Source organism: Kineosphaera limosa NBRC 100340 (assembly GCF_000298215.1).
In the GTDB taxonomy this organism is placed as follows: domain Bacteria; phylum Actinomycetota; class Actinomycetes; order Actinomycetales; family Dermatophilaceae; genus Kineosphaera; species Kineosphaera limosa.
Map to the genome: position 1 here is coordinate 38,825 of NZ_BAHD01000018.1, position 19,540 is coordinate 58,364.

The following is a 19,540-nucleotide window of genomic DNA, read 5'->3' on the forward strand; positions in this document are numbered from 1 at the left end:
GCCGGTGGCAGATCGACGGAGGCCAGCATGGCGCGCATCCTACGTGACAAGGGCGATGAATCGCCCCGTCTCCGCAGCTCAGCCCCGGGACAGCCCCAGGGCCACACCGAAGCCGACGATGACCGAGCCGGTGGCCGCGTCGAGGCCGCGACGCACCCTCGGGCGGGCCAGCCACGCGCGCATCCGATCAACGGTGAAGATCACGAGGGCGAACCACAGCAGACCCTCGACGTTGTGCACGAGCGCCATCGCGGCGGCGGCGAGCGCGGGTGGCACGTCGGGCGGCAGGAACTGCGGCAGCACGGCCACGTAGAACGCCCCGACCTTCGGGTTCAGCAGGTTGACCAGCAGGCCTTGGCGGTAGAACGGCCAGGGACCGCCGGCGGCGACCGGCTCGGCGCGACCATGCCCCGACCCGCCGCGCAGCGCCCCGAAGAGCAGCCGCGCGCCGAGCCAAATCATGTAGGCAGAGCCCACGACCTTCAGCGCGAGGAAGGCCGTGGCCGACGCCGCGAGCAGCGCCGACACGCCCAACGCCGCGGCGACCGCCCACACCAGCACTCCCGAGGTGATGCCGAGGGCGGCCGCGAAGCCGGCGAGCCGACCTCGGGTCGCGGCCACCCGCAGCACCAGCGCCGTGTCGATGCCCGGCGTGATCGTCATCAGCCCCGCGACGAGCGCGAAGGAGACGAGCGCGGTGGTCACTCGACGGTCACCGATTTGGCCAGGTTGCGCGGCTTGTCGACGTCGAGGCCGAGCGCGAGCGCCGCGTAGTAGGCGATGACCTGGGTGGGGATGGTCAGCAGGATCGGGTCGAGCTCCGGCTCGTTCTTGGGCACGCGGATCGTCGGCACCTTCAGCGCGCTGACGTCGACGCCGGGGTGCGCGATGACCACGAGCGGGCCCTTGCGCGCGAGCACCTGCTCGCCGGCGGCGAGATTGCGGTCGGCCAGCTCGTCGTCGGGGATGATCGCCACGGTCGGCATCTGCTCGTCGATGAGCGCGAGCGGGCCGTGCTTGAGCTCGCTGGCCTGGTAGGCCTCGGCGTGGATGTAGCTGATCTCCTTGAGCTTCTGAGCGCCCTCGCGGGCCACCGGGTAGCCGCGGGTGCGGCCGATGTAGAACGCGCTGTCGCCCTTGATGAGCTCGGCCGCGATGGCCTTGGCCGGCTCCGCGTCGGCGAGCACCTGAGCGATCTGCCCGGGAATCGCCTGCAGGCCCGCGAGGATGCGCTTGCCGTCGGCGACCGAGAGGTCACGGACCCGGCCCAGCTGCACGGCGAGCATGGCGAAGGCGATCCCCATGTTGGTCAGCGCCTTCGTCGAGGCGACTGCCACCTCCGGGCCGGCGTGGATGTAGACGCCGCCATCGACGGCCCGCGCGATCGTGGAGCCGACGACGTTGACGACGCCGAGCACGTAGCCGCCCTTGCGCTGCACCTCCTGCACGGCGAACGCCGTGTCGGCGGTCTCGCCGCTCTGGCTGACCGCGATGTAGAGGGTGTCGGCCTCGATGATCGGGTTGCGGTAGCGGAACTCGCTGGCTGCCTCGGCGTCGGCCGGGATGCGGGCCAGGTCCTCGATCATCTGCGCGCCCATCTGCCCCACGTAGTAGGCCGAGCCGCAGCCGAGGATCTTGACGCGCTTGAACGCCCGCAGCTCACGGGGGGTGAGGTTGAGGCCGCCGAGGCGGGTGGTGCCGAAGCGCTCGTCAATGCGCCCGGCGATCACCGCGGCGGCCGCGGCCGGCTGCTCGTGGATCTCCTTGAGCATGAAGTGCGCGTGGCCGCCGAGGTCTAGGTCGTCGGCGTCGACGCCGATGTCTTCGGGCGTGCGGCCGGTGTCGGCGCCGTCCTTGGTGAAGGTGCGGAAGCCGTCGGTGGTGACGGACGCGAGCTCGCCGTCGTCGAGGTGCACGACCGAGCTGGTGTGCCGCACGAGCGCGGAGGCGTCGGACGCGACGAACATCTCACCCTCGCCAACGCCGAGGATCACCGGAGAACCGTTGCGGGCCACGACGATCCGATCGGGGCGCGACTCGTCGGTGATCGCCAGGGCGTAGGTGCCGCCGATGCGGTCGGTGGCCTCCAGGACGGCGCCCTCGAGGGTGTCGGCGCCACTGCGGGCGATGAGGTGGGCCACGACCTCGGAGTCGGTGTCGCTGCTGAACTCCACGCCCTCCTTCTCCAGCTGGGCGCGGATCGCGCCGGCGTTGTCGATGATGCCGTTGTGCACGACCGCGATGCGCCCGTCTTCGCTGCGGTGCGGGTGGGCGTTGCGCTCGGCGGCCGGGCCGTGGGTGGCCCAACGGGTGTGACCGATGCCGAGGCTGCCGGCCAGGCGCTTGGGCAGCGCGGACTCCAGCTCACGCACGCGACCGACCGTGCGCACGCACGTCGTGCCCTTGCCGTTGACGACAGCGACACCAGCGGAGTCGTAGCCGCGGTACTCCAGCCGCGTCAGGCCGTCGATGAGGATGGGCGCGGCCGGCTGAGCACCGACATATCCGACGATTCCACACATGAGTGTGCCGTTCTCCTTCTGTACTGTGCGACTCGGCCATCAAGGGCCGCTCGATAGTGCCTTGGTAGTCATGTCGACGAGGTTGACCTCAGCCGTAGACGATGCGGCGCAGTTGCCGTTGGGAGAGGTGCGGCGGCGCTACGACGCGCTCCCCCAACTCCCCCGCAATGCGCTCGAACGCCTGCTGATTGCGAACCCCGTGCACCTGCAGTTCGGCGTGCCGGCGACGAACGTAGTCACCTACCGGCTCGCGATACCACGCGATGACGTCCTCCACGACACGCTGCGCCTCGCCCGGGGTCAAGCCCGTCGACGCGGCCACGTGGTCGAGAAGGTCGGCATCGATCACCCCCCTAAGGTGGCGCATCCACAGCCCGAACACCAAAAATCTGCCCGATTTCGGGCAGATACCGGCATTGCCGCCTCCCGCGCACGCTTCTTTCGCCGCGGGTGAGTACGCCTGCCAACGACCGGCCAGCCGTCAGCCGGGCAGCACGCCAGACGTAGCGACTTCTCAACGCACTCGGCCGCACATCATCGCCACGCCCAAGCCTGTGACCAGTGCATTTACTCGGGACTACCGGCACGCAGGTCGCGCGAGTGCGTCGAGAAGTCGCTACGTCCGCGCAGACCGGCACGGACTCCAGCAGCGATGCGAGGCTTGGGGCATGGCCGATCAGGAACAGCCGCCGCTGGGGGGCGACAGCTCGACCGTCCTGCTGACCGTGGACTTCGAGGTGGGATCCAAGGGCGCCTTCGCGCTCTACGTGGACGACGTCGCCACCTGCACGCTTGTGCGTTTCCCGCGCACTCTGACAGTTCCGGTACCCGCTGGGCCCCGTCGGCTCCAGGTTCGCTCGCGCCGCGGGTCGACTCGGTCGAACACGCTGGACATTGATGTGTGCGAGGGGGAATCGCTGTCGCTGACCGTTCGGGAAGGGCAGAACGCCGGAGTACTACTTCAACTCCTCGGTGCCGTGGGCGGTTTCGTCGCCATGCTCGTCGGCATGCACCGGATCGACATGCTGATTCTCGAAGAGACGGACGCTCCGCTTAAGCGCCGGTGAGTTCGGCGATGCGGGCGACCGCGAAGGCGTAGCCCTGGATGCCGCAGCCGACGATGATGCCGGAGGCGATGGGCGACAGGTAGGAGTGGTGCCGGAAGGCCTCGCGGGCGTGGACGTTGGAGATGTGCACCTCGATGAGGGGGCCCTCGATCGTCTCCAGGGCGTCGCGCAGCGCGACCGAGGTGTGAGTGAAGGCCCCGGCGTTGACGACGAAGCCGACCGCGGTGGCGCGCAGCTCGTGCACCGCGTCGATCAGCGCGCCCTCGTGATTGGACTGCACCGCCTCGATGCCCAGCCCGTGCCGCGCCGCCTCGTCGCGGCACAACTGCTCGACGTCGGCCAGCGTCGCCCGGCCGTAGACCTCCGGCTTGCGCACGCCGAGCAGGTTGAGGTTCGGCCCGTTGAGCAGGGCGATCGTGCCGGTCATGGACGTTCCTTTCGAGGCGGTGCGGGTGGTAGCCGGCACCGTGCATCAGACGGCGCGAAGCGCCAGACCTCCACCGTAACCGGCCGGCCGGGGGCGGCCGAACGCCCAACGGCGGCCGACCCCCGCTAGGGCCGACCGCCGTTGGGCGACGCGCTGGCGATCAGTGGGCCAGCGAGCGCATGAGGTCGCGGTTGAGGGTGGCGATGACATCCTGCGGGATGTCCTTGGGGCAGGCGGCGGTGCACTCACCGATGTTCGTGCAGCCGCCGAAGCCGGCGCCGTCGTGGGTGGAGACCATCGCCTTGACGCGGGTCCACCGCTCCGGCTGGCCCTGGGGCAGCTCACCGAGGTGGGTGACCTTGGCGCCCATGAACAGCATGCCGGAGGCGTTCGGGCACGCCGCGACGCAGGCGCCGCAGCCGATGCAGGCCGCGGCCTCGAACGCGCGGTCGGCCTTCTTCTTCTCGACCGGTGCGGCGTGCGCCTCGGGGGCGGAGCCGGTGTTGGCCGAGATGAAGCCGCCGGAGGCGATGATCCGGTCGAACGCCGTGCGGTCGACGACCAGGTCGCGGATCACCGGGAAGGCGTGCGCCCGGAACGGCTCGATGGTGATCGTCTCGCCGTCCTTGAAGCTGCGCATGTGCAGCTGGCAGGTCGTCGTGTTGCCGTGCGGGTCGTCGCCGGTGTTGCCGTGCGGGCGCCCGTTGATAACCAGGCCACACATGCCGCAGATGCCCTCACGACAGTCGCTGTCGAACGCGACCGGCTCCTCGCCGTTGTCGTTGAGGTTCTCGTTGAGCACGTCGAGCATCTCGAGGAACGACATGTCCTCGCTGATGTCCGCCACGTCGTAGGTGACGAGTTTGCCAGGTGCCGCCGGGCCGTCCTGACGCCAGATCTTGACAGTGATGTTCATCGGGGCCCCCGCAAAGTATCGGAGTGAGGTACGAACGTAGAACTTTGTGGGGTGATCATCGGGGCCCCCGCAGAGTATCGGAGTGAGGTACGAACGTAGAACTTTGTGGGGTGATCACTTGTAGCTCCGCTGCTTCAGCTCGATGAACTCGTACACGAGGTCTTCCTTGTGCAGGATGGGCGGTTGATCCTCGCCGGCGTACTGCCACGCGGCGACGTAGAGGAACTCGTCGTCGTGCCGCATCGCCTCACCGTCTTCGGTCTGCGACTCGGCGCGGAAGTGACCACCGCAGGACTCGCGGCGGTGCAGGGCGTCGATGCACATGAGCTCGCCGAGCTCGATGAAGTCGGCGACCCGGCCGGCCTTCTCTAGCGACTGGTTCATCTGGTCGGCCTTACCCAGCACGCGCAGGTTGGAGTAGAACTCCTTCTTCAGCTCCCGGATGAGCCCGATGGCCTTCATGAGGCCCTCTTCGCTGCGCTCCATGCCGCAGTACTCCCACATGATCTGGCCGAGCTCCTTGTGGAAGGAGTCGACCGAGCGGGTGCCATTGCAGTTGAGGAAGTGCTCGATGCGGTCGAACACCGAGTCGCGCGCTTGCGCGACCGCCGGGTCGTTGCCGTCGATCTTCGGGAACGGCCCGTCGGCCAGGTAGTCGCGGATCGTGTTCGGCAGCACGAAGTAGCCGTCGGACAGGCCCTGCATGAGCGCGGAGGCACCGAGGCGGTTGGCGCCGTGGTCGGAGAAGTTGGCCTCGCCGGTCACGAACAGACCCGGGATGGTGGATTGCAGGTCGTAGTCGACCCACAGGCCGCCCATCGTGTAGTGCACCGCCGGGTAGATGCGCATCGGCACCTTGTAGGGGTTCTCCCCGGTGATGCGCTCGTACATGTCGAAGAGGTTGCCGTACTTGGTGCGCACGGCGTCTTCGCCCATCCGCTCGATGGCGTCGGCGAAGTCGAGGTAGACGCCGCGGCGCACGCGCCGCTCCTCACCCTCCGGGCTGATCTCGACGACGGCCGGGCCCACGCCGCGACCCTCGTCGCACATGTTCTTGGCCTGGCGGGAGGCAATGTCGCGGGGCACGAGGTTGCCGAACGCCGGGTAAATGCGCTCGAGGTAGTAGTCGCGGTCTTCCTCGGCGATCTGACGCGGGTCCTTGTCGCAGTCCTCGGCCTTCTTCGGCACCCAGATGCGGCCGTCGTTGCGCAGCGACTCGCTCATCAGCGTCAGCTTCGACTGCTTGTCGCCGTGCACGGGGATGCACGTGGGGTGGATCTGCGTGTAGCAGGGGTTCGCGAAGTAGGCGCCCTTGCGGTAGGCGCGCCAGTTGGCCGTGACATTGCAGCCCATCGCGTTGGTCGACAGGAAGAAGACGTTGCCGTAGCCGCCGGTGGCCAGCACCACGGCGTCGGCCAGGTGCGTCTCGATCTCGCCGGTGACCATGTCGCGCACGATGATCCCGCGGGCCCTGCCCTCGACGACGATCAGCTCGACCATCTCGTGCCGGGCGTACATCTCGACGGTGCCGGCACCGATCTGCCGCTCCAGCGCCTGGTAGGCGCCGATGAGCAGCTGCTGCCCGGTCTGACCGCGGGCGTAGAACGTGCGCGAGACCTGCACGCCACCGAAGGAGCGGTTGTCCAGCAGGCCGCCGTACTCCCGCGCGAAGGGCACGCCCTGCGCGACGCACTGGTCGATGATGTTCGCGCTGACCTCAGCGAGGCGGTACACGTTGGTCTCGCGGGCGCGGTAGTCGCCGCCCTTGACCGTGTCGTAGAAGAGGCGGAACGTCGAGTCGCCGTCCTCCTTGTAGTTCTTCGCGGCGTTGATGCCACCCTGGGCGGCAATCGAGTGGGCGCGGCGGGGGCTGTCCTGGTAGCAGAACGCCTTGACGTGGTAACCGGCCTCGCCCAGCGTCGCGGCCGCGGCGCCACCGGCCAGGCCGGTGCCGACGATGATCACCGACAACTTGCGCCGGTTGGCGGGGTTGACGAGCTTGGCGTCGAACTTGCGCTGGTTCCACTTGTCCGAGATCGGACCGGCCGGCGCCTTGGTGTCGCTCAGCGGGTCGCCCTCGCTGAAGTACTGCCGCGCCGCGTCGGTGATGCCCGCAGTGGTGTTCGGGGTCAACGTTTCGGTCATGTCAGTCATGCGCCCTTACTTGATAATGCCGAAGAGGATGGCGAGCGGCGGAATGGCGAACCCGACGACGACGATCACGGCGATCGCCGTGCCGATCAGCCTGGCGGTGACGTACGCCTTGGTGGTGTTGGTCAGGCCCAGCGTCTGCAGCGCGCTGAAGGTGCCGTGGTTGAGGTGCATCGCCAGGGCCGCCAAGGCGATGAAGTAGATCAGCGTCAGCCAGGGCACCTGGAAGGCCGCGACGACGCGCTCGGCCGGGCTGTCGAAGGTGCCGCCCACGTTGATCCACATGAGGGTGAACTGGGCCAGGTGGAAGACGATGAACGTCAACAGTGCGACGCCGCCCCAGCGCATCCACTTGCTGGAGAGCGAGGCGGCCGCGGCCTTCTTCACTGCGTACCGGGTGCCGCGGGCCGTGTTAGCGCGGGACCACAGCGTGAACGCCGAGTAGGCGTGCGCGGCGAGCGCGACGAGCAGCAGGATGCGGAAGATCCACAGGCCACCCTCGTACGGCAGGATCGGCTCGCCCAGCACCCGCAGGTGATGGGCGTAGTCATCGAAGGCGTGATGGCTGACGAGGATCTTGAGGTTGCCGTACATGTGCATGAGCACGAAGAAGACGAAGAAGAGGCCGGAGACGGCCATCATGATCTTCAGCCCGATGGTCGAATGCATCGGACTCACGTTCCGGTTCGCTGGTTTCACTGCTGAAGTAGCCACGTGCGGATTCTGCCCCGTTCCTGTCTCGAGTGCCCTGCGGTTCGCTCAAGCTGCACCGAATCTGCCCTCGACGCGCGAGGAGGTCGTCGGGCGCGGACCGCACGGCGAAAGCGCCCCAACTGGCGCCTCCGGCAAGCCAGACAGCGACCATGCGGGGGTCAACCCTGACCTCCGCCTGCGCAATCGTCGTGAAAATCATCCTAGAGCGCAGCACCGACAAGGTCACCAGGGACCCATGTCCCGACCCCTCGCGTGTCGCGGAGCGGACGGCGCAGGAACCGTGTCCCGCAGCGCGATCCGCCCTTTCCAGCCCCTCACCCCAATCCAACCCCCGGGAGGTCGAGGGGTCCGGGGGTCGAGCCTGCGGTGCCGGCCCTAGGTCGCCGCCTTCTTAGCCGCAACCTGGGCGGCGTAGAGCTCCCGGGCCGACAGACCGGTGCGAGCCGCCACCGTGCGGCAGGCGTCCTTGAGCCGCGCACCCTGCGCCACGAGAGCGCCCACCTGGGCGGCGGCGTCGTCGGGGTCGATGCCGTCGGCGGTCGCGCCGGCGACGACGAGAGTGATCTCGCCGCGCACCTGCTCCGGATGCTCCTGGGCCCAGGCGTGCAGCTCACGCAGCGGACCGCGGACGACCTGCTCGTACCTCTTGGTCAGCTCGCGGCAGACGGCCGCGGGCCGTTCGGCGCCGAACGCCTGGCTCAGGTCGCCCAGCGTCGCGGTGAGCCGGTGCGGCGCCTCGAAGAACACGAGTGTGCGGGGCTCGGTGGCCAGGGCGGCCAGTGCGCGGGCCCGCTCACCGCTCTTGCGCGGCGGGAAGCCCTCGAAGCAGAACCGGTCGACCGGCAGACCGCTGACGGCCAAGGCCATGAGCACGGCACTCGGCCCGGGAACGCAGGTGACGCGGCCGCCGTCGGCCACCACCGCCTCCACCAATCGGTACCCCGGGTCCGAGACCGACGGCATGCCGGCGTCCGTGACGAGGACGACCCGCCTGCCCTCCTGCACCTGGCGGGCCAGCTCCGGGGTGCGGGCCCGTTCGTTGTGATCGTGATAGCTGAGCAGCCGCCCGCCGGGCACGTCGGCAGCGCGGATCCCGAGGGCGGCGGACAGGCGCTGCAGGCGTCGCGTGTCCTCGGCGGCCACGACATCGGCGCGGGCCAGCTCCTGCGCCAACCGCGGGGAGGCGTCGCGCGCATCACCGATGGGGGTCGCCGCCAGCACGAGCACCCCGCCCGGGAGGTCAGGCGCCGGCCCCGACTCACCGTCCATCTCAGCCTCACCCTCAGCCCCAGCCTCAGCAGGCTCCACCTCGACCTCGGCGCCGGACGATTCGGGCTCTTCGGGCACTTCGATACCCTGGAAATCACTGCGGCCGACCATGGCGTGATCCTGCCATCCGCCGAGCGCCACCCGTCGCCCGGCGCGGCGCGGCGGGCCGTGATCGAGGGAGCCGGCGCCGCACCTACGATGGGGCGCATGAGTCACGCCGATCAGTTGCGGTTGCGGCTGCTCGGAATTCGCCCGGTCGACACGCTCGCCGGCTGGATCGGGCCGCTGCTCGTGGCCCTGTACGCAGGGTTCCTGCGGTTCTGGAACCTCGGCCGGCCCGACACCCTGATCTTCGACGAGACGTATTACGTCAAGCAGGCGTGGTCGCTGCTGCAGTTCGGGGTCGAGCACAAGGTGCTGCCGGAGCTGGCGGACCCGGATGCGACGCCGAAGGTCGACGAGATCTGGGCATCCGGCAATCCCACCGTCTTCGGCACGGTCGCCGACTTCGTCGTGCATCCGCCGGTCGGCAAGTGGGTCATCGCGATCGGCGAGCACCTCGGCGGTGTGGAGAACGCCTGGTCGTGGCGCATCGGGGTGGCAGTGTTGGGCACGCTATCGGTGCTCATGCTGGCCCGCGCGGCCCGGCGGATGTTCGGCTCGACGGCCCTGGGGGTGCTGGCGGGGCTGCTCCTGACTCTCGACGGTCAGCACTTCGTGCTCTCGCGCACGGGGCTGCTCGACATGTCGGTGATGTTCTTCGCGCTGGTCGCGTTCTGCGCGCTGCTCATCGACCGCGACGCCTCCCGCGAGCGGCTTGCCCGTGTCGTGGGCGGCTGGCGCGACGCCGGCATGCACTTCGACGACCGGCGGATGCGCTACGGGCCTTGGCTCGGCCTGCGGCCCTGGCGGTTCGTCGCCGCGGTCAGCCTGGGCCTGTGCATCGGCACGAAGTGGTCGGGCCTGTACTTCCTGGCCGTGTTCGGGCTCATGACGGTCTTCTGGGACATGGGCGCTCGCCGCACCGCCGGGGTGCATCGCTGGCGCACCGCCGCGATTCTGCGTGACGGTCCGCAGGCGGCGCTGACGATGGTCGGCGTCGCACTCCTGACGTACGTGGCCTCGTGGGTCGGTTGGTTCCGCTCCGACACGGGGTGGGGGCGGCAGTGGGCGGCCGAGCACCCGGTCGACGGCGTCGCGGCCCTGGTGCCCGACGGCCTGCGGTCGCTGTGGAAGTACCACGTCGACATGTGGAACTTCCACATCGGCCTGACGAGCCACCACGACTACATGAGCAACCCGTGGTCGTGGATGCTCCAGGCTCGGCCGACGTCCTTCTATTACGAGGGTCCCAGTAAGGGGCAGCAGGGATGCCTCGTCGATCAGTGCTCGAAGGCCATCACCGATCTGGGCAATCCGGCGATCTGGTGGGCCGCGACGCTGGCGCTGCCCGTGTTGCTGTTCTGCTGGGCGCTGCGGCGGGACTGGCGGGCCGGCGCGATCCTCGCGGGGCTGGCGGCCGGTTACCTGCCGTGGTTCATGTACCAGGAGCGGACGATCTTCACGTTCTACTCCGTGGCGTTCGTGCCGTGGGTGGTGCTTGCGGTCGTCTTCGCGGCCGCTCTGATCATGGGTCCACCATCGGCCTCGTGGCGGCGCCGGCAGTGGGGACTGATGCTCGTGACCGCCTACGCGCTCGTCGTCGTCGCGGTCTTCGTGTTCTTCTGGCCCGTGTATACAGCGCAGGTCATCCCGCAGGACCAGTGGAGCTGGCGGATGTGGTTCCGCTCGTGGATCTAGCCGCTGCGCCAGCCGCTCAGGGCTGTGTCACGACGCCAGGCCGGCGCGCTCACCGATGGTCGCGGAGACGTCGGCGAGCGGCCCGCGGGATAGGTGCGCGATCCGCATCCGGCTGGTGGCCGTCGTCACCGTGATGGTGCCGAGTCCAAAGATCGCCTCGAGCGGCCCGTGCCCGGTGCGCACCTCGGTGACATCGGCCAGCGGGACGATTCGGCGGTTGTGCACGAACGCACCGTGCTGGGTGTAGACGGCGTCGTCGGTGACCTGCCAACGGTGGATGCCGTAGCGGCGCCGGGGCACGAGCAGGATGTGTGTGGCGGCCGCGACCGCGACGAGCCCGAGCAGGATCAGTTCGGCGGACCGGTGGTCGGGGTCGAGGGCGACCCACACGCAGCCGAGCAGGAACGGCACCAGCCAGAACAGCCCGGCACGCAACGCCCACAGTCCCTTGGCGTTGCGCGAGACGCGGTGCGCGGGAGGATTCTGCCGAAGGCGTGCGATCGCCTCGGAGTCCAGTGGCAGCGGCGGCGCGGGCTCAGCAGGAGCGCTCGCGCGCGGCTTCCGAGGGTTCGCGCCCGGCCACGATCCGCCAGGCTCACTGCTGCGGTTAACCCCCGGCCAGGAGGGCACATCGGGAGCGACGGACTTGCGCCCTCCGGCTCCGGGCCACGACTCCGGCGGACGCAGCTGGCCCGGCGGCTCCTGCGGGCGCAGCTGCACCGCAACGGATCCGGTCGCGTCGCTGGCCTGCTCCGGGGACGGCTGCTCCATCGACATGCTCCCCAGCGTCACACGGGCCCAATCCGCTCGCCAGTGCCGTTGCACCTCAGGGAAAGCCCGGCCCGGCACCCGCGCCCCCAAAGCCACGCACCGCGTGCAGAGGGGTTGCGGCTTGATACCCCTACCAGCTATATGTATATATACCCCCTAGGGGTAATCGAGCAAGGAGAGGCATGATGAGGACCAGCGCCACATTCACAGTCACGGGGACGACCTGCGCCGAGGACACCAAAAGGGGCACACCATGAACACAGCACGGGCACGAGGGATCGTTGCCGCGGGCGCGCTCGGCATGGCGCTGCTACTGAACGGCTGCTCGGCTGATGTCCCAGCCGATAGCAACTCGACGGCCGCACAGGGTCACGGCGGCCACGGTGGACATGGCGGCGCAGATCACCCGGCCGACGGCGGTCCGGTACCCGCCGACATGGCCGCGGCCGCGAGCCCGCGCTTCCCGGTGGGCAGCCAGGTGACCCTGACCGCCGATCATCTCGACGGTATGGTCGGTGCGCGAGCGACGGTGGTCGGGGCCTACGACACCTATACGTACGCGGTCGACTTCACTCCTACTACCGGTGGCGGCCTGATCGAGGACCATCGCTGGGTCGTGCAGGAGGAGATCAGCGACGCGGGCGACGAACGCCTGGCCGATGGCACCGAGGTGAGGTTGGCCGCCGCCCACATGGACGGCATGGACGGCGCGGCAGCCAGGATCGCCCGCTCGACCGACGAGACCGTCTACGTCGTCGACTTCGAGGCCGACGGCATGAAGATGACCAATCACAAGTGGGTTGTCGAGAGCGAGATGCAACCCACCTCATAGGGACCGGCTGCGGGCGGCGACATCAGCAGGCCCACGCCAGGAGAGACGACGACGCGATGACGATGAGCGAGCACACGAACCACAGCGACCCCCATCCTGCCGACGAAGGGCACGAACACCAGGAGCACGGCGCTCACGGCCGGCACAAAGGCCACGGCGGCCACAGCGATCACGAGAACCACGGCGCTCACGGCGGGCACGGCGGGCATGGCGGGCACAGTGGGCATGAGAGCCACAGTGGGCATGGCGGGCATGGCGATCACGTGGGGCAGTTCCGGCGACTGTTCTGGATCATGCTCGTGTTGGCGGTGCCGGTAGTGGCGTTCAACGACATGTTCGCCCACCTGGTCGGCTACCGCCTGCCCGACGCGGACTGGGTGTGGTGGGTCTCGCCGACCCTCGGCACGGTCGTCTACGTCTGGGGCGGCCGGCCCTTCCTGACCGGGGCGGTCAGCGAGGTGCGCTCGCGTCGACCGGGCATGATGCTGCTGATCGGCCTGGCGATCACGGTCGCGTTCGTCGCCTCCTGGGGGGCGAGCCTGCACCTGCTGGACCACGAGCTCAATTTCTGGTGGGAGCTGGCGCTGCTGGTGGTCATCATGCTGCTGGGGCATTGGATCGAGATGCGCTCGCTGGCCCAGACCACCTCGGCGCTGGACTCCCTGGCGGCGTTGCTGCCGGACGAGGCCGAGAAGGTCGACGGCGACCAGGTGGTGCAGGTCTCCCCCGCCGACCTGGTCGTCGGCGACGTGGTCATCGTGCGACCAGGCTCGGCGGTGCCGGCGGACGGGAGGATCGTCGACGGCAGCGCCAGCATGGACGAGTCGATGGTCACCGGGGAGTCCAAGACGGTCCGCCGGGGCAAGGGCGACGCGGTGGTGGCCGGCACGGTGGCCACCGACTCCGGCCTGCGCGTCGAGGTCACCGCCGTCGGGGACGACACCGCCCTGGCCGGCATCCGCAAGCTCGTCGCGGACGCCCAGGCCTCCTCCTCCCGGGCCCAACGGATCGCCGATACCGCCGCCGCGTGGCTGTTCTGGTACGCCCTGGGGGCCGCGGCGATCACCGCGATCGTCTGGTCGCTGATCGGTCTGCCCGATGACGCGGTGGTGCGCGCGATCACCGTCCTGGTCATCGCCTGCCCGCACGCGCTGGGCCTGGCGATCCCGCTGGTGGTGGCCATCGCCACCGAGCGCGCGGCGCGAGCGGGGGTGCTCGTCAAGGACCGCCTCGCGCTGGAGTCCATGCGCACCGTCGACGCCGTCCTGTTCGACAAGACCGGCACCCTGACCAAGGGCGAGCCCACCGTCACCAGCGTCGAGCCCGTCGACGGGCGCACCGAGGACGAGGTGCTGGCGCTGGCCGCCGCCGCGGAGGCCGACAGCGAGCATCCGCTGGCTTCGGCCATCGTCGGGGCCGCCCGGCACCGCGAACTATCGGTACCCGCCGCCACCGACTTCTCCTCCTCCCCGGCGGTGGGCGTCAAGGCGGTGATCGACGGCACCACGGTCGAGGTTGGCGGCCCTTACCTGCTCGAGCAGCACGATCAGCGCGAGCTGCCGGTCGCCGCGGCGTGGCGCGAGCAGGGCGCGATCATCCTGCACGTCATCGCCGACGGACGAGTGATCGGCGCGCTACGGCTGGCCGACGAGATCCGCCCGGAGTCTCGTGACGCCGTCGACGCATTGCACGCCGCCGGAGTGCAGGTCGTCATGATCACCGGCGACGCCCAGGCGGTCGCCGACACCGTGGCCGCGGACCTGCGCATCGACCGGGTGTTCGCCGGCGTGCGCCCCGAAGACAAGGCCGCCAAGGTCGCCGAGCTCCAGTCCGAGGGTCGCAAGGTCGCGATGGTCGGCGACGGCGTCAACGACGCCCCCGCGCTCGCCCAGGCGGACGTCGGCATCGCCATCGGCGCCGGCACCGACGTGGCGATCGCCTCCGCCGGGGTGATCCTCGCCTCCTCCGACCCCCGTTCGGTGCTTTCGGTCATCGAGCTCTCGCGCGCCAGCTACCGCAAGATGAAGCAGAACCTGTGGTGGGCCGCCGGCTACAACCTGATCTCGGTGCCCCTGGCCGCGGGGATCCTCGCACCCATCGGTTTCGTGCTGCCCATGAGTGTCGGCGCGATCCTCATGTCCGCCTCCACCGTCGTCGTCGCCCTCAACGCCCAGCTCCTGCGGCGGCTCGACCTGCGCCCGGCCGTCGCCGTCGCAGCGTTCATCGGCAACAGGCGGCGCCCGCACGCGTCATCCGGTTCGGGCAGCACCGACACGCCGAGAGACCCAGGCACCCGGTAGCACTCTGAAAAGCCCACCAACGACTGAAGCCGCCCCAACGGGCGGCTTCATCGTCCTTAGACCGTTATGTGTCAGACAAGCTGGTGGACCTCCGTAGAGAGTTTGAGAACCCCTGCCCACACCTGAAGACTCTGTCTTTGCGCAGGTCACGGGGCTTCTACAACCACGACCAGCGCTCCTCTGAGCCTACTGTGTCCGACTCCAGGGGGCGAGTGGTGCGATCACTTGGGATGGCTCAAACCCTCCTTCGCCCGGAGCAGGTCGACGATCTGGTGGCGCAGTACCGCGAGGGCGCAACGCTCGTGGAACTGGCATCCGTGTTCGGCGTGAACCGCCGCACAGTCGCCACCCACCTCACCCGGCGGGAGGTGACGATCCGCCGTGGACGGTTCGATCCCTCCCGCATCCACGAAGCAGCCGACCTCTACCTCAGCGGGTTGACGCTGGTAGAGGTCGGCGTGAAGGTTGGGGCGGGGCCTCAGGCTGTCCGGCGAGCGCTCGCGTCGCACGGCATCGTGATCCGGCCTGGCGGGCGCTGTGGTTCTCGCATCACGGCATCCACTGCCGTGGGCGGTTGAGCCTAGACACGAAGGGCTGGCTCACGCAGGCTCGCCTCGACGCGCGAGTCGTGGCGCTGGTGACGACGGACCGTAGCCTCGCGCAGGCGCGCACGGATGAGCAGAGCGACGCTCAGGGGTCCCATGATGATGAACTTGAGCGCGTTCCAGCATGCCCACAGCACGATGAGGTGGAGCCAGCCGGGGCCGCCGTCGGCTGCCGAGCCAAAGCAGATGCTGGCGATCAGGATGTACGGAAGCGCGACCAGCATCGCGGGTATCCCCCACTTGAGTCCGCGGCGGGTGCGGATGCCAGCGAGCAGGCGGTTGCTCGGCATGTAGCGGTGCAGGTAGTCGCGGGTGCGAACGCTGAGCGTCCAGATAAGGCGGAACATGGCGGGCCTCTCGTCACACGTGTTACACCGTCGAGGAGGCAGAACGTGTGTGAGTGCCCGAAGGCCGTCCCGGAGGACCCGCAATATGAGGAGAACCTGCCTCACCATCCACTGTACGCCGGGGTCGGCGTTCACGGAACCCTTCGCTCCCGAGTTGCCGCGCGCACCTCTCTGTAGGAGTGAGAGGGCCCGACGATGACGAACCTGAGCGACGTAGTCCAGGACGAGCGCACAGCACGGATGGTGCTGTCGATGATCGTCGAACCAGACGACGCGGTAACAGGCCGACTCCTGGGCGAGCTGGGAGCGCTTGAGTTGCTCCGACTCGCCGAACGTGACGACGTGGTGCCGGGCCTCAGTAACGTTGACGCCCAGGTGTGGCGTTCCCAGTTCGAGCGCTCAGACGCTCGGACACTTGAGCAGAACGTCGTCGAAGCCGAGCGCGCTGGTATCGGCGCGCTAGTCCCCGGCGACAAGGAGTGGCCTTCCGCGCTCGACGATCTTGGCGACCGACGGCCATACGTCCTGTGGGCTCGTGGCACGACATCGTTCCTCGCGCGACCGCTCAGCGATTTCGTCACGATCACCGGCGCGAGGGCCTCGACCTCCTACGGCGACCATGTGGCCGGGCAGCTTGCCTCCGACCTCGCCAACGCTGAGCGGCTTGTCGTGGCCGGCGGTGCGTACGGCATCGAAGGAGCGGCCCATCGAGCGGCCCTTGCATCCGGCGGCGACACGATCGCGGTCATGGCGAACGGCGCAGACCGCATGTACCCGATGGGTCACCGTGAACTGCTTGAGCGGGTGGCCGACCTGGGCCTCATGGTCAGTGAGATGCCACCCGGCGCAGTCCCGACGCGCCATCGCTTCATTGCTCGGGCGCGCCTAATGGCTGCGCTCTCCACAGCGACCGTCGTGGTCGAGGCTGGCGTTCGCTCTGGATCGATGACCGACGCCCGGCGTGCGCACGAGCTTGGCCGCGCTGTCGGAGCTGTTCCCGGCCCGGTGACCAGCGCAGCGAGCGCCGGGCCGCACCAACTCCTGCGAGATGGCGCGTCACTGGTGACGATGCCGCGGACCTGCTCTCTCCACGCGGACGTGACGGCGCAAGCGCGATCCGGGCATCTGCGGCTTCCCGCGATTCAGGGCGGCCGTCAACAGCCACGAAGTCAATGAGCACCCGCGCCCTGTAGCTGCCTGCGAGCCGCTTCTACGATCTGCCGCTCAGGTGGCGATGTATGCCGAGCGCGCTGCTTTCGCCTTCTCCCAGTCCTCCTGCACTTCGCTCACAGTCGGCTTGGTGCTCATGTACTCGGCGGCGTGAGAGTGTCCGGTCATCCGTTCGCAAGCACGATCGAAGAGAGGTTCAATGACTGCGATGGCAGCATCGAGCCGAGAACTGTCGATCTTCGACAGGCGGGTCATCATGATGTTCTTGCGATATCGCTGTGTGACGTTCTGCAGGAGTTCCTGCTCAACGAATGCTTCGCACCAGGCGCGGATGAGGTCGTAGGTCTCTTTGATGAGTGCATCCTGGACCACGGGCTCCGCGCTGGTCATCTCTTGAAGTTTGACGTTGATCCGCTTGGCTAGATCGGCCGGCGTATCGAGCCTCGGCTCGACGTCCGGAGCCAGGATTCCCTTGGCCTCTCCACCGTCGCGCACCTCGTAGATTTTCGTCCTGAGCTTCTTGTTCTGCCTGGCGGCCATCAGCGCTGACGCGAACATGATGTTGTGGGTCAAGACAACAACCTGATGTGTCTCGGCGAGATTCTGGATGCGTGCAGCAACCTCATCAAGTCTGCGGTAGTCGAGACTTGTGACCGGGTCATCGAAGATCAGAGGTGCTTTGGTCCCTCGCATCCGACTCTCGGCAAGAAAGTCGGCCAGCGCCAACACCTTCTGCTCACCTTCCGAGAGCACCGCAGAGGGCTTGTAGGAGGCGACCGCCTTCTTGCGTTGCGCCTGTCCGCTACGCCCCCTGAAATCGAAGTGCGACCTGAGGCGCTCGAAGACGAGCGCACTCCTCGGCGAACAGCGTCTCGAAGTTCTTGTTCACGAGGTCTTCACTGGCAAGCTTGGACTGGACCGTGAGTTGCTTCGACGCGCCGCTTGAAATGACCCGTGAGAGCTTGTCAAGTTGTTGCGCTCTTCGCGCACGTCGGACGTACTCGCGGGCTGCGGCGATGTTCCGGTTCAATTCAATGCGTGCCGTGAGTTCTGAAAGCTCCTTCTGCTTTCCGGTGAGCGCGCTCGCCGCATTTGCTTTGTCCTCCGACATCTGCTGAACGGCCGCCCGTGCAGTCGCCAGTTCGGCTCCGACTTTGGAGGCCACTGCTTCTGCGCTCTCTCGGAGGGTGCCTGCGGTCACGGGCTTCCCATTCGCGGTGTCCTGAGCTGCGGCTCGGGCCGCCGCGAGCACGTCACATGCTTGGCTCGCCCATACCGGTGGGTCTTCACCATCCCGCTGTTCTGTGGCGAACTCGTTCGCGCGGGTGAGCTCGGCTTCGTCGAACCTGAGGCTGGAGTTGCGCACCTCGGTGTTCGCGTCCGCGACCTGACGGACAAGCGTTTCATCGAGGAACGTGCGATAGCGAGTCAGCAGGTTCAAGGCCGTCGGGCTGAGCTCCTGCATGCAGTAGAGACACTTGTCTCCGGCAGTTGGATAGTGCTCGCGGTCAAGGTGTTGGCGGTACGAGTCTCCCGCAACGATGAACTCCTGCCATTCCCCATCTGCGGGGCCTGGCAGCTCATCCTGACTGAAGAGTTGCTCTCGCGCTTCTGTCCTTCGACCTTCCGCTTCCTGGAGTTTCACCCGGGCTTTCTCGTAGACGACCGCATCGAAGTTCATCGCTGTTGTAAGCACGCCGTGCAGCCGATTGAGGTGACGTACCGTCTCCTGTGTGCTGGAGAGAATCGCGTCGAGCGAGTTGGAACGGAGCGCCGCGATCTCACCTTCGAGCCGCTCGCGGTCGGCCTCGGCACCGTCAGGCAGCGTTGCCAGTGCGTCAAGCTCCGCGAGGTCTGTGGTGGCACCCAGGGTCTCGATCACGGGATACACCTTCGTACCTCGCGTGAACCTCGACAACAGCGGGTTGCTCCCCGGCGCCAAGGCCTTGACCTCGGTTGCGATCCGCTGCTGAATGCCTTGCAGCCCGGCAGCGACGTGACCAAACAGTGCGAGTTCGGCCGGTGTGTAGACGTAACCCAGATCGCTGTCAACGTGCAACGAGACTGCGCTCGCGTCGAAGACGCTGATGCGGGAGAATGGCGCAAGGCCGGATTCGTCCTTCCACATCACCGAGGAGTCCATGCCAGACAGTCGGTACTGGATGGTGGCGCTGGGCGACGGCGGGCTGTCGAGATAGGCGGTGTGCGCGTTCGGCAGGATGTCTTCAGCGGTCCGAACAGCCGAGATGCGCTTCAGTATTCGTGCATACCCGGTCTTCCCCGATCCGTTCTGCCCAAAGAGCACGGTCAGTTCCGGGTCGAAGCCAAGTTCTTGGTCAGCGGCGAGCGCATTGACGCCTTCGATGCTCGCCAGACTGACGAGTTCAAGAGTCTCCTCTTCCGCCGCATCCGTGGCGACGAGTTCAAGCTTCGGAACTTCCGGGGCCTCACCATCGCCAAGCCCCTTCTCCGCAAGGAAGGTGGTGTAGGCGGCGTCCAGCAGGGCATCGCTCGGCGCCTGGCGAGAGAGGATCGTTTCGGCAGTGATCTGACGCACCCATGCGTCCTGCCCGTTCGCCCAACCCACGAGCAAGCGTCGGGGCGTCGCGTCTCCCAAGTTGACCGAGACCTCTTCAGCGGCCACGTCTG

19 protein-coding genes are annotated in these 19,540 nt (G+C 68.1%); 6 read left to right on the top strand and 13 right to left on the bottom strand.

Annotated elements, in window-relative coordinates; translation table 11 throughout:
* Window positions 1-78: 78 nt before the first annotated feature.
* The 3 genes from KILIM_RS06385 to KILIM_RS06395 form a co-directional block, all read right to left on the bottom strand.
* On the bottom strand, window positions 79-705 hold the full coding sequence (locus tag KILIM_RS06385; protein ID WP_006591826.1) for a LysE family translocator: 627 nt from the start codon (window positions 703-705) through the stop codon (window positions 79-81).
* On the bottom strand, window positions 702-2,522 hold the full coding sequence (gene glmS / locus KILIM_RS06390) for a glutamine--fructose-6-phosphate transaminase (isomerizing) (RefSeq protein WP_006591827.1): 1,821 nt from the start codon (window positions 2,520-2,522) through the stop codon (window positions 702-704). The genes KILIM_RS06385 and glmS overlap by 4 nt, the downstream gene beginning before the upstream one ends.
* Window positions 2,523-2,610: 88 nt before the next feature.
* Entirely contained in the window at window positions 2,611-2,871 is a 261-nt protein-coding gene (locus KILIM_RS06395) for a hypothetical protein (RefSeq protein WP_255247614.1), read from the bottom strand.
* Window positions 2,872-3,190: 319 nt separating this feature from the next.
* On the opposite strand from KILIM_RS06395, the gene KILIM_RS06400 reads away from it, so the two are divergent.
* A complete protein-coding gene (locus tag KILIM_RS06400; protein ID WP_006591829.1) occupies window positions 3,191-3,589 on the top strand; it encodes a hypothetical protein in 399 nt (132 codons plus the stop codon).
* Here KILIM_RS06400 and aroQ read toward each other — a convergent pair.
* The 5 genes from aroQ to rsmI all read right to left on the bottom strand — a co-directional run bounded on the left by aroQ (window position 3,576) and on the right by rsmI (window position 9,177).
* Window positions 3,576-4,016 carry a type II 3-dehydroquinate dehydratase gene (aroQ, locus tag KILIM_RS06405; RefSeq protein WP_006591830.1) on the bottom strand — a complete coding sequence of 147 codons (441 nt, stop codon included), beginning with the start codon at window positions 4,014-4,016 and terminating at the stop codon, window positions 3,576-3,578. The two genes, KILIM_RS06400 and aroQ, sit on opposite strands and share 14 nt — an antisense overlap.
* Before the next feature lie 160 nt (window positions 4,017-4,176).
* Complete coding sequence (locus KILIM_RS06410; protein WP_006591831.1) at window positions 4,177-4,932, bottom strand: succinate dehydrogenase/fumarate reductase iron-sulfur subunit; 756 nt, start codon at window positions 4,930-4,932, stop codon at window positions 4,177-4,179.
* A gap of 114 nt (window positions 4,933-5,046) precedes the next feature.
* Entirely contained in the window at window positions 5,047-7,077 is a 2,031-nt protein-coding gene (locus tag KILIM_RS06415) for a fumarate reductase/succinate dehydrogenase flavoprotein subunit (RefSeq protein WP_051988665.1), read from the bottom strand.
* Between the two features lie 15 nt (window positions 7,078-7,092).
* Window positions 7,093-7,752 carry a succinate dehydrogenase cytochrome b subunit gene (locus KILIM_RS06420; RefSeq protein ID WP_006591833.1) on the bottom strand — a complete coding sequence of 220 codons (660 nt, stop codon included), beginning with the start codon at window positions 7,750-7,752 and terminating at the stop codon, window positions 7,093-7,095.
* A gap of 420 nt (window positions 7,753-8,172) precedes the next feature.
* Complete coding sequence (gene rsmI, locus KILIM_RS06425; RefSeq protein ID WP_006591834.1) at window positions 8,173-9,177, bottom strand: 16S rRNA (cytidine(1402)-2'-O)-methyltransferase; 1,005 nt, start codon at window positions 9,175-9,177, stop codon at window positions 8,173-8,175.
* 96 nt (window positions 9,178-9,273) lie between these two features.
* On the opposite strand from rsmI, the gene KILIM_RS06430 reads away from it, so the two are divergent.
* A complete protein-coding gene (locus KILIM_RS06430; RefSeq protein ID WP_006591835.1) occupies window positions 9,274-10,866 on the top strand; it encodes a dolichyl-phosphate-mannose--protein mannosyltransferase in 1,593 nt (530 codons plus the stop codon).
* A 27-nt stretch (window positions 10,867-10,893) separates the two neighbouring features.
* Here KILIM_RS06430 and KILIM_RS23140 read toward each other — a convergent pair whose 3' ends face one another.
* Window positions 10,894-11,637 carry a PH domain-containing protein gene (locus KILIM_RS23140; RefSeq protein WP_157551514.1) on the bottom strand — a complete coding sequence of 248 codons (744 nt, stop codon included), beginning with the start codon at window positions 11,635-11,637 and terminating at the stop codon, window positions 10,894-10,896.
* A 253-nt stretch (window positions 11,638-11,890) separates the two neighbouring features.
* On the opposite strand from KILIM_RS23140, the gene KILIM_RS06440 reads away from it, so the two are divergent.
* Entirely contained in the window at window positions 11,891-12,469 is a 579-nt protein-coding gene (locus KILIM_RS06440) for a YdhK family protein (protein ID WP_006591837.1), read from the top strand.
* On the opposite strand, the gene KILIM_RS25420 is transcribed toward KILIM_RS06440, so the two are convergent.
* Window positions 12,427-12,696, bottom strand: coding sequence for a hypothetical protein (locus KILIM_RS25420; protein WP_373280983.1), 270 nt, complete (start codon window positions 12,694-12,696; stop codon window positions 12,427-12,429). The genes KILIM_RS06440 and KILIM_RS25420 overlap by 43 nt on opposite strands.
* Before the next feature lie 66 nt (window positions 12,697-12,762).
* On the opposite strand from KILIM_RS25420, the gene KILIM_RS06450 reads away from it, so the two are divergent.
* Window positions 12,763-14,769 carry a heavy metal translocating P-type ATPase gene (locus KILIM_RS06450; protein WP_373280984.1) on the top strand — a complete coding sequence of 669 codons (2,007 nt, stop codon included), beginning with the start codon at window positions 12,763-12,765 and terminating at the stop codon, window positions 14,767-14,769.
* A 230-nt stretch (window positions 14,770-14,999) separates the two neighbouring features.
* Window positions 15,000-15,347, top strand: a complete 348-nt coding sequence (locus tag KILIM_RS06455) for a helix-turn-helix domain-containing protein (protein ID WP_235774804.1) — start codon at window positions 15,000-15,002, stop codon at window positions 15,345-15,347.
* Window positions 15,348-15,349: 2 nt separating this feature from the next.
* On the opposite strand, the gene KILIM_RS06460 is transcribed toward KILIM_RS06455, so the two are convergent.
* Window positions 15,350-15,721: a hypothetical protein gene (locus KILIM_RS06460; RefSeq protein WP_006591840.1), complete on the bottom strand. Its 372-nt coding sequence runs from the start codon at window positions 15,719-15,721 to the stop codon at window positions 15,350-15,352.
* Between the two features lie 195 nt (window positions 15,722-15,916).
* On the opposite strand from KILIM_RS06460, the gene KILIM_RS06465 reads away from it, so the two are divergent.
* Entirely contained in the window at window positions 15,917-16,897 is a 981-nt protein-coding gene (locus KILIM_RS06465) for a DNA-processing protein DprA (RefSeq protein ID WP_006591841.1), read from the top strand.
* A gap of 48 nt (window positions 16,898-16,945) precedes the next feature.
* Here KILIM_RS06465 and KILIM_RS06470 read toward each other — a convergent pair whose 3' ends face one another.
* Both KILIM_RS06470 and KILIM_RS06475 read right to left on the bottom strand, forming a co-directional pair.
* A complete protein-coding gene (locus tag KILIM_RS06470) occupies window positions 16,946-17,644 on the bottom strand; it encodes an AAA family ATPase (protein WP_006591842.1) in 699 nt (232 codons plus the stop codon).
* Window positions 17,645-17,693: 49 nt separating this feature from the next.
* The gene (locus KILIM_RS06475; protein ID WP_006591843.1) at window positions 17,694-19,535 is read right to left on the bottom strand and encodes an AAA family ATPase; all 1,842 of its coding nucleotides are present in this window, start codon (window positions 19,533-19,535) and stop codon (window positions 17,694-17,696) included.
* Window positions 19,536-19,540: the final 5 nt, after the last annotated feature.

What these genes read in the sequence shown, in the direction of transcription:
- KILIM_RS06400 (WP_006591829.1), top strand. Translation starts at nt 3,191, where the DNA reads ATGGCCGATCAGGAACAGCCGCCGCTGGGGGGCGACAGCTCGACCGTC.
- KILIM_RS06420 (WP_006591833.1), bottom strand. Translation starts at nt 7,752, where the DNA reads ATGCATTCGACCATCGGGCTGAAGATCATGATGGCCGTCTCCGGCCTC.
- rsmI (WP_006591834.1), bottom strand. Translation starts at nt 9,177, where the DNA reads ATGGTCGGCCGCAGTGATTTCCAGGGTATCGAAGTGCCCGAAGAGCCC.
- KILIM_RS06465 (WP_006591841.1), top strand. Translation starts at nt 15,917, where the DNA reads ATGACGAACCTGAGCGACGTAGTCCAGGACGAGCGCACAGCACGGATG.
- KILIM_RS06410 (WP_006591831.1), bottom strand. Translation starts at nt 4,932, where the DNA reads ATGAACATCACTGTCAAGATCTGGCGTCAGGACGGCCCGGCGGCACCT.
- KILIM_RS06415 (WP_051988665.1), bottom strand. Translation starts at nt 7,077, where the DNA reads ATGACCGAAACGTTGACCCCGAACACCACTGCGGGCATCACCGACGCG.
- KILIM_RS06440 (WP_006591837.1), top strand. Translation starts at nt 11,891, where the DNA reads ATGAACACAGCACGGGCACGAGGGATCGTTGCCGCGGGCGCGCTCGGC.
- aroQ (WP_006591830.1), bottom strand. Translation starts at nt 4,016, where the DNA reads ATGACCGGCACGATCGCCCTGCTCAACGGGCCGAACCTCAACCTGCTC.
- KILIM_RS06460 (WP_006591840.1), bottom strand. Translation starts at nt 15,721, where the DNA reads ATGTTCCGCCTTATCTGGACGCTCAGCGTTCGCACCCGCGACTACCTG.
- KILIM_RS06430 (WP_006591835.1), top strand. Translation starts at nt 9,274, where the DNA reads ATGAGTCACGCCGATCAGTTGCGGTTGCGGCTGCTCGGAATTCGCCCG.
- KILIM_RS06455 (WP_235774804.1), top strand. Translation starts at nt 15,000, where the DNA reads ATGGCTCAAACCCTCCTTCGCCCGGAGCAGGTCGACGATCTGGTGGCG.
- KILIM_RS25420 (WP_373280983.1), bottom strand. Translation starts at nt 12,696, where the DNA reads ATGCCCACTGTGCCCGCCATGCCCGCCGTGCCCGCCGTGAGCGCCGTG.
- KILIM_RS23140 (WP_157551514.1), bottom strand. Translation starts at nt 11,637, where the DNA reads ATGGAGCAGCCGTCCCCGGAGCAGGCCAGCGACGCGACCGGATCCGTT.
- KILIM_RS06450 (WP_373280984.1), top strand. Translation starts at nt 12,763, where the DNA reads ATGCTCGTGTTGGCGGTGCCGGTAGTGGCGTTCAACGACATGTTCGCC.
- glmS (WP_006591827.1), bottom strand. Translation starts at nt 2,522, where the DNA reads ATGTGTGGAATCGTCGGATATGTCGGTGCTCAGCCGGCCGCGCCCATC.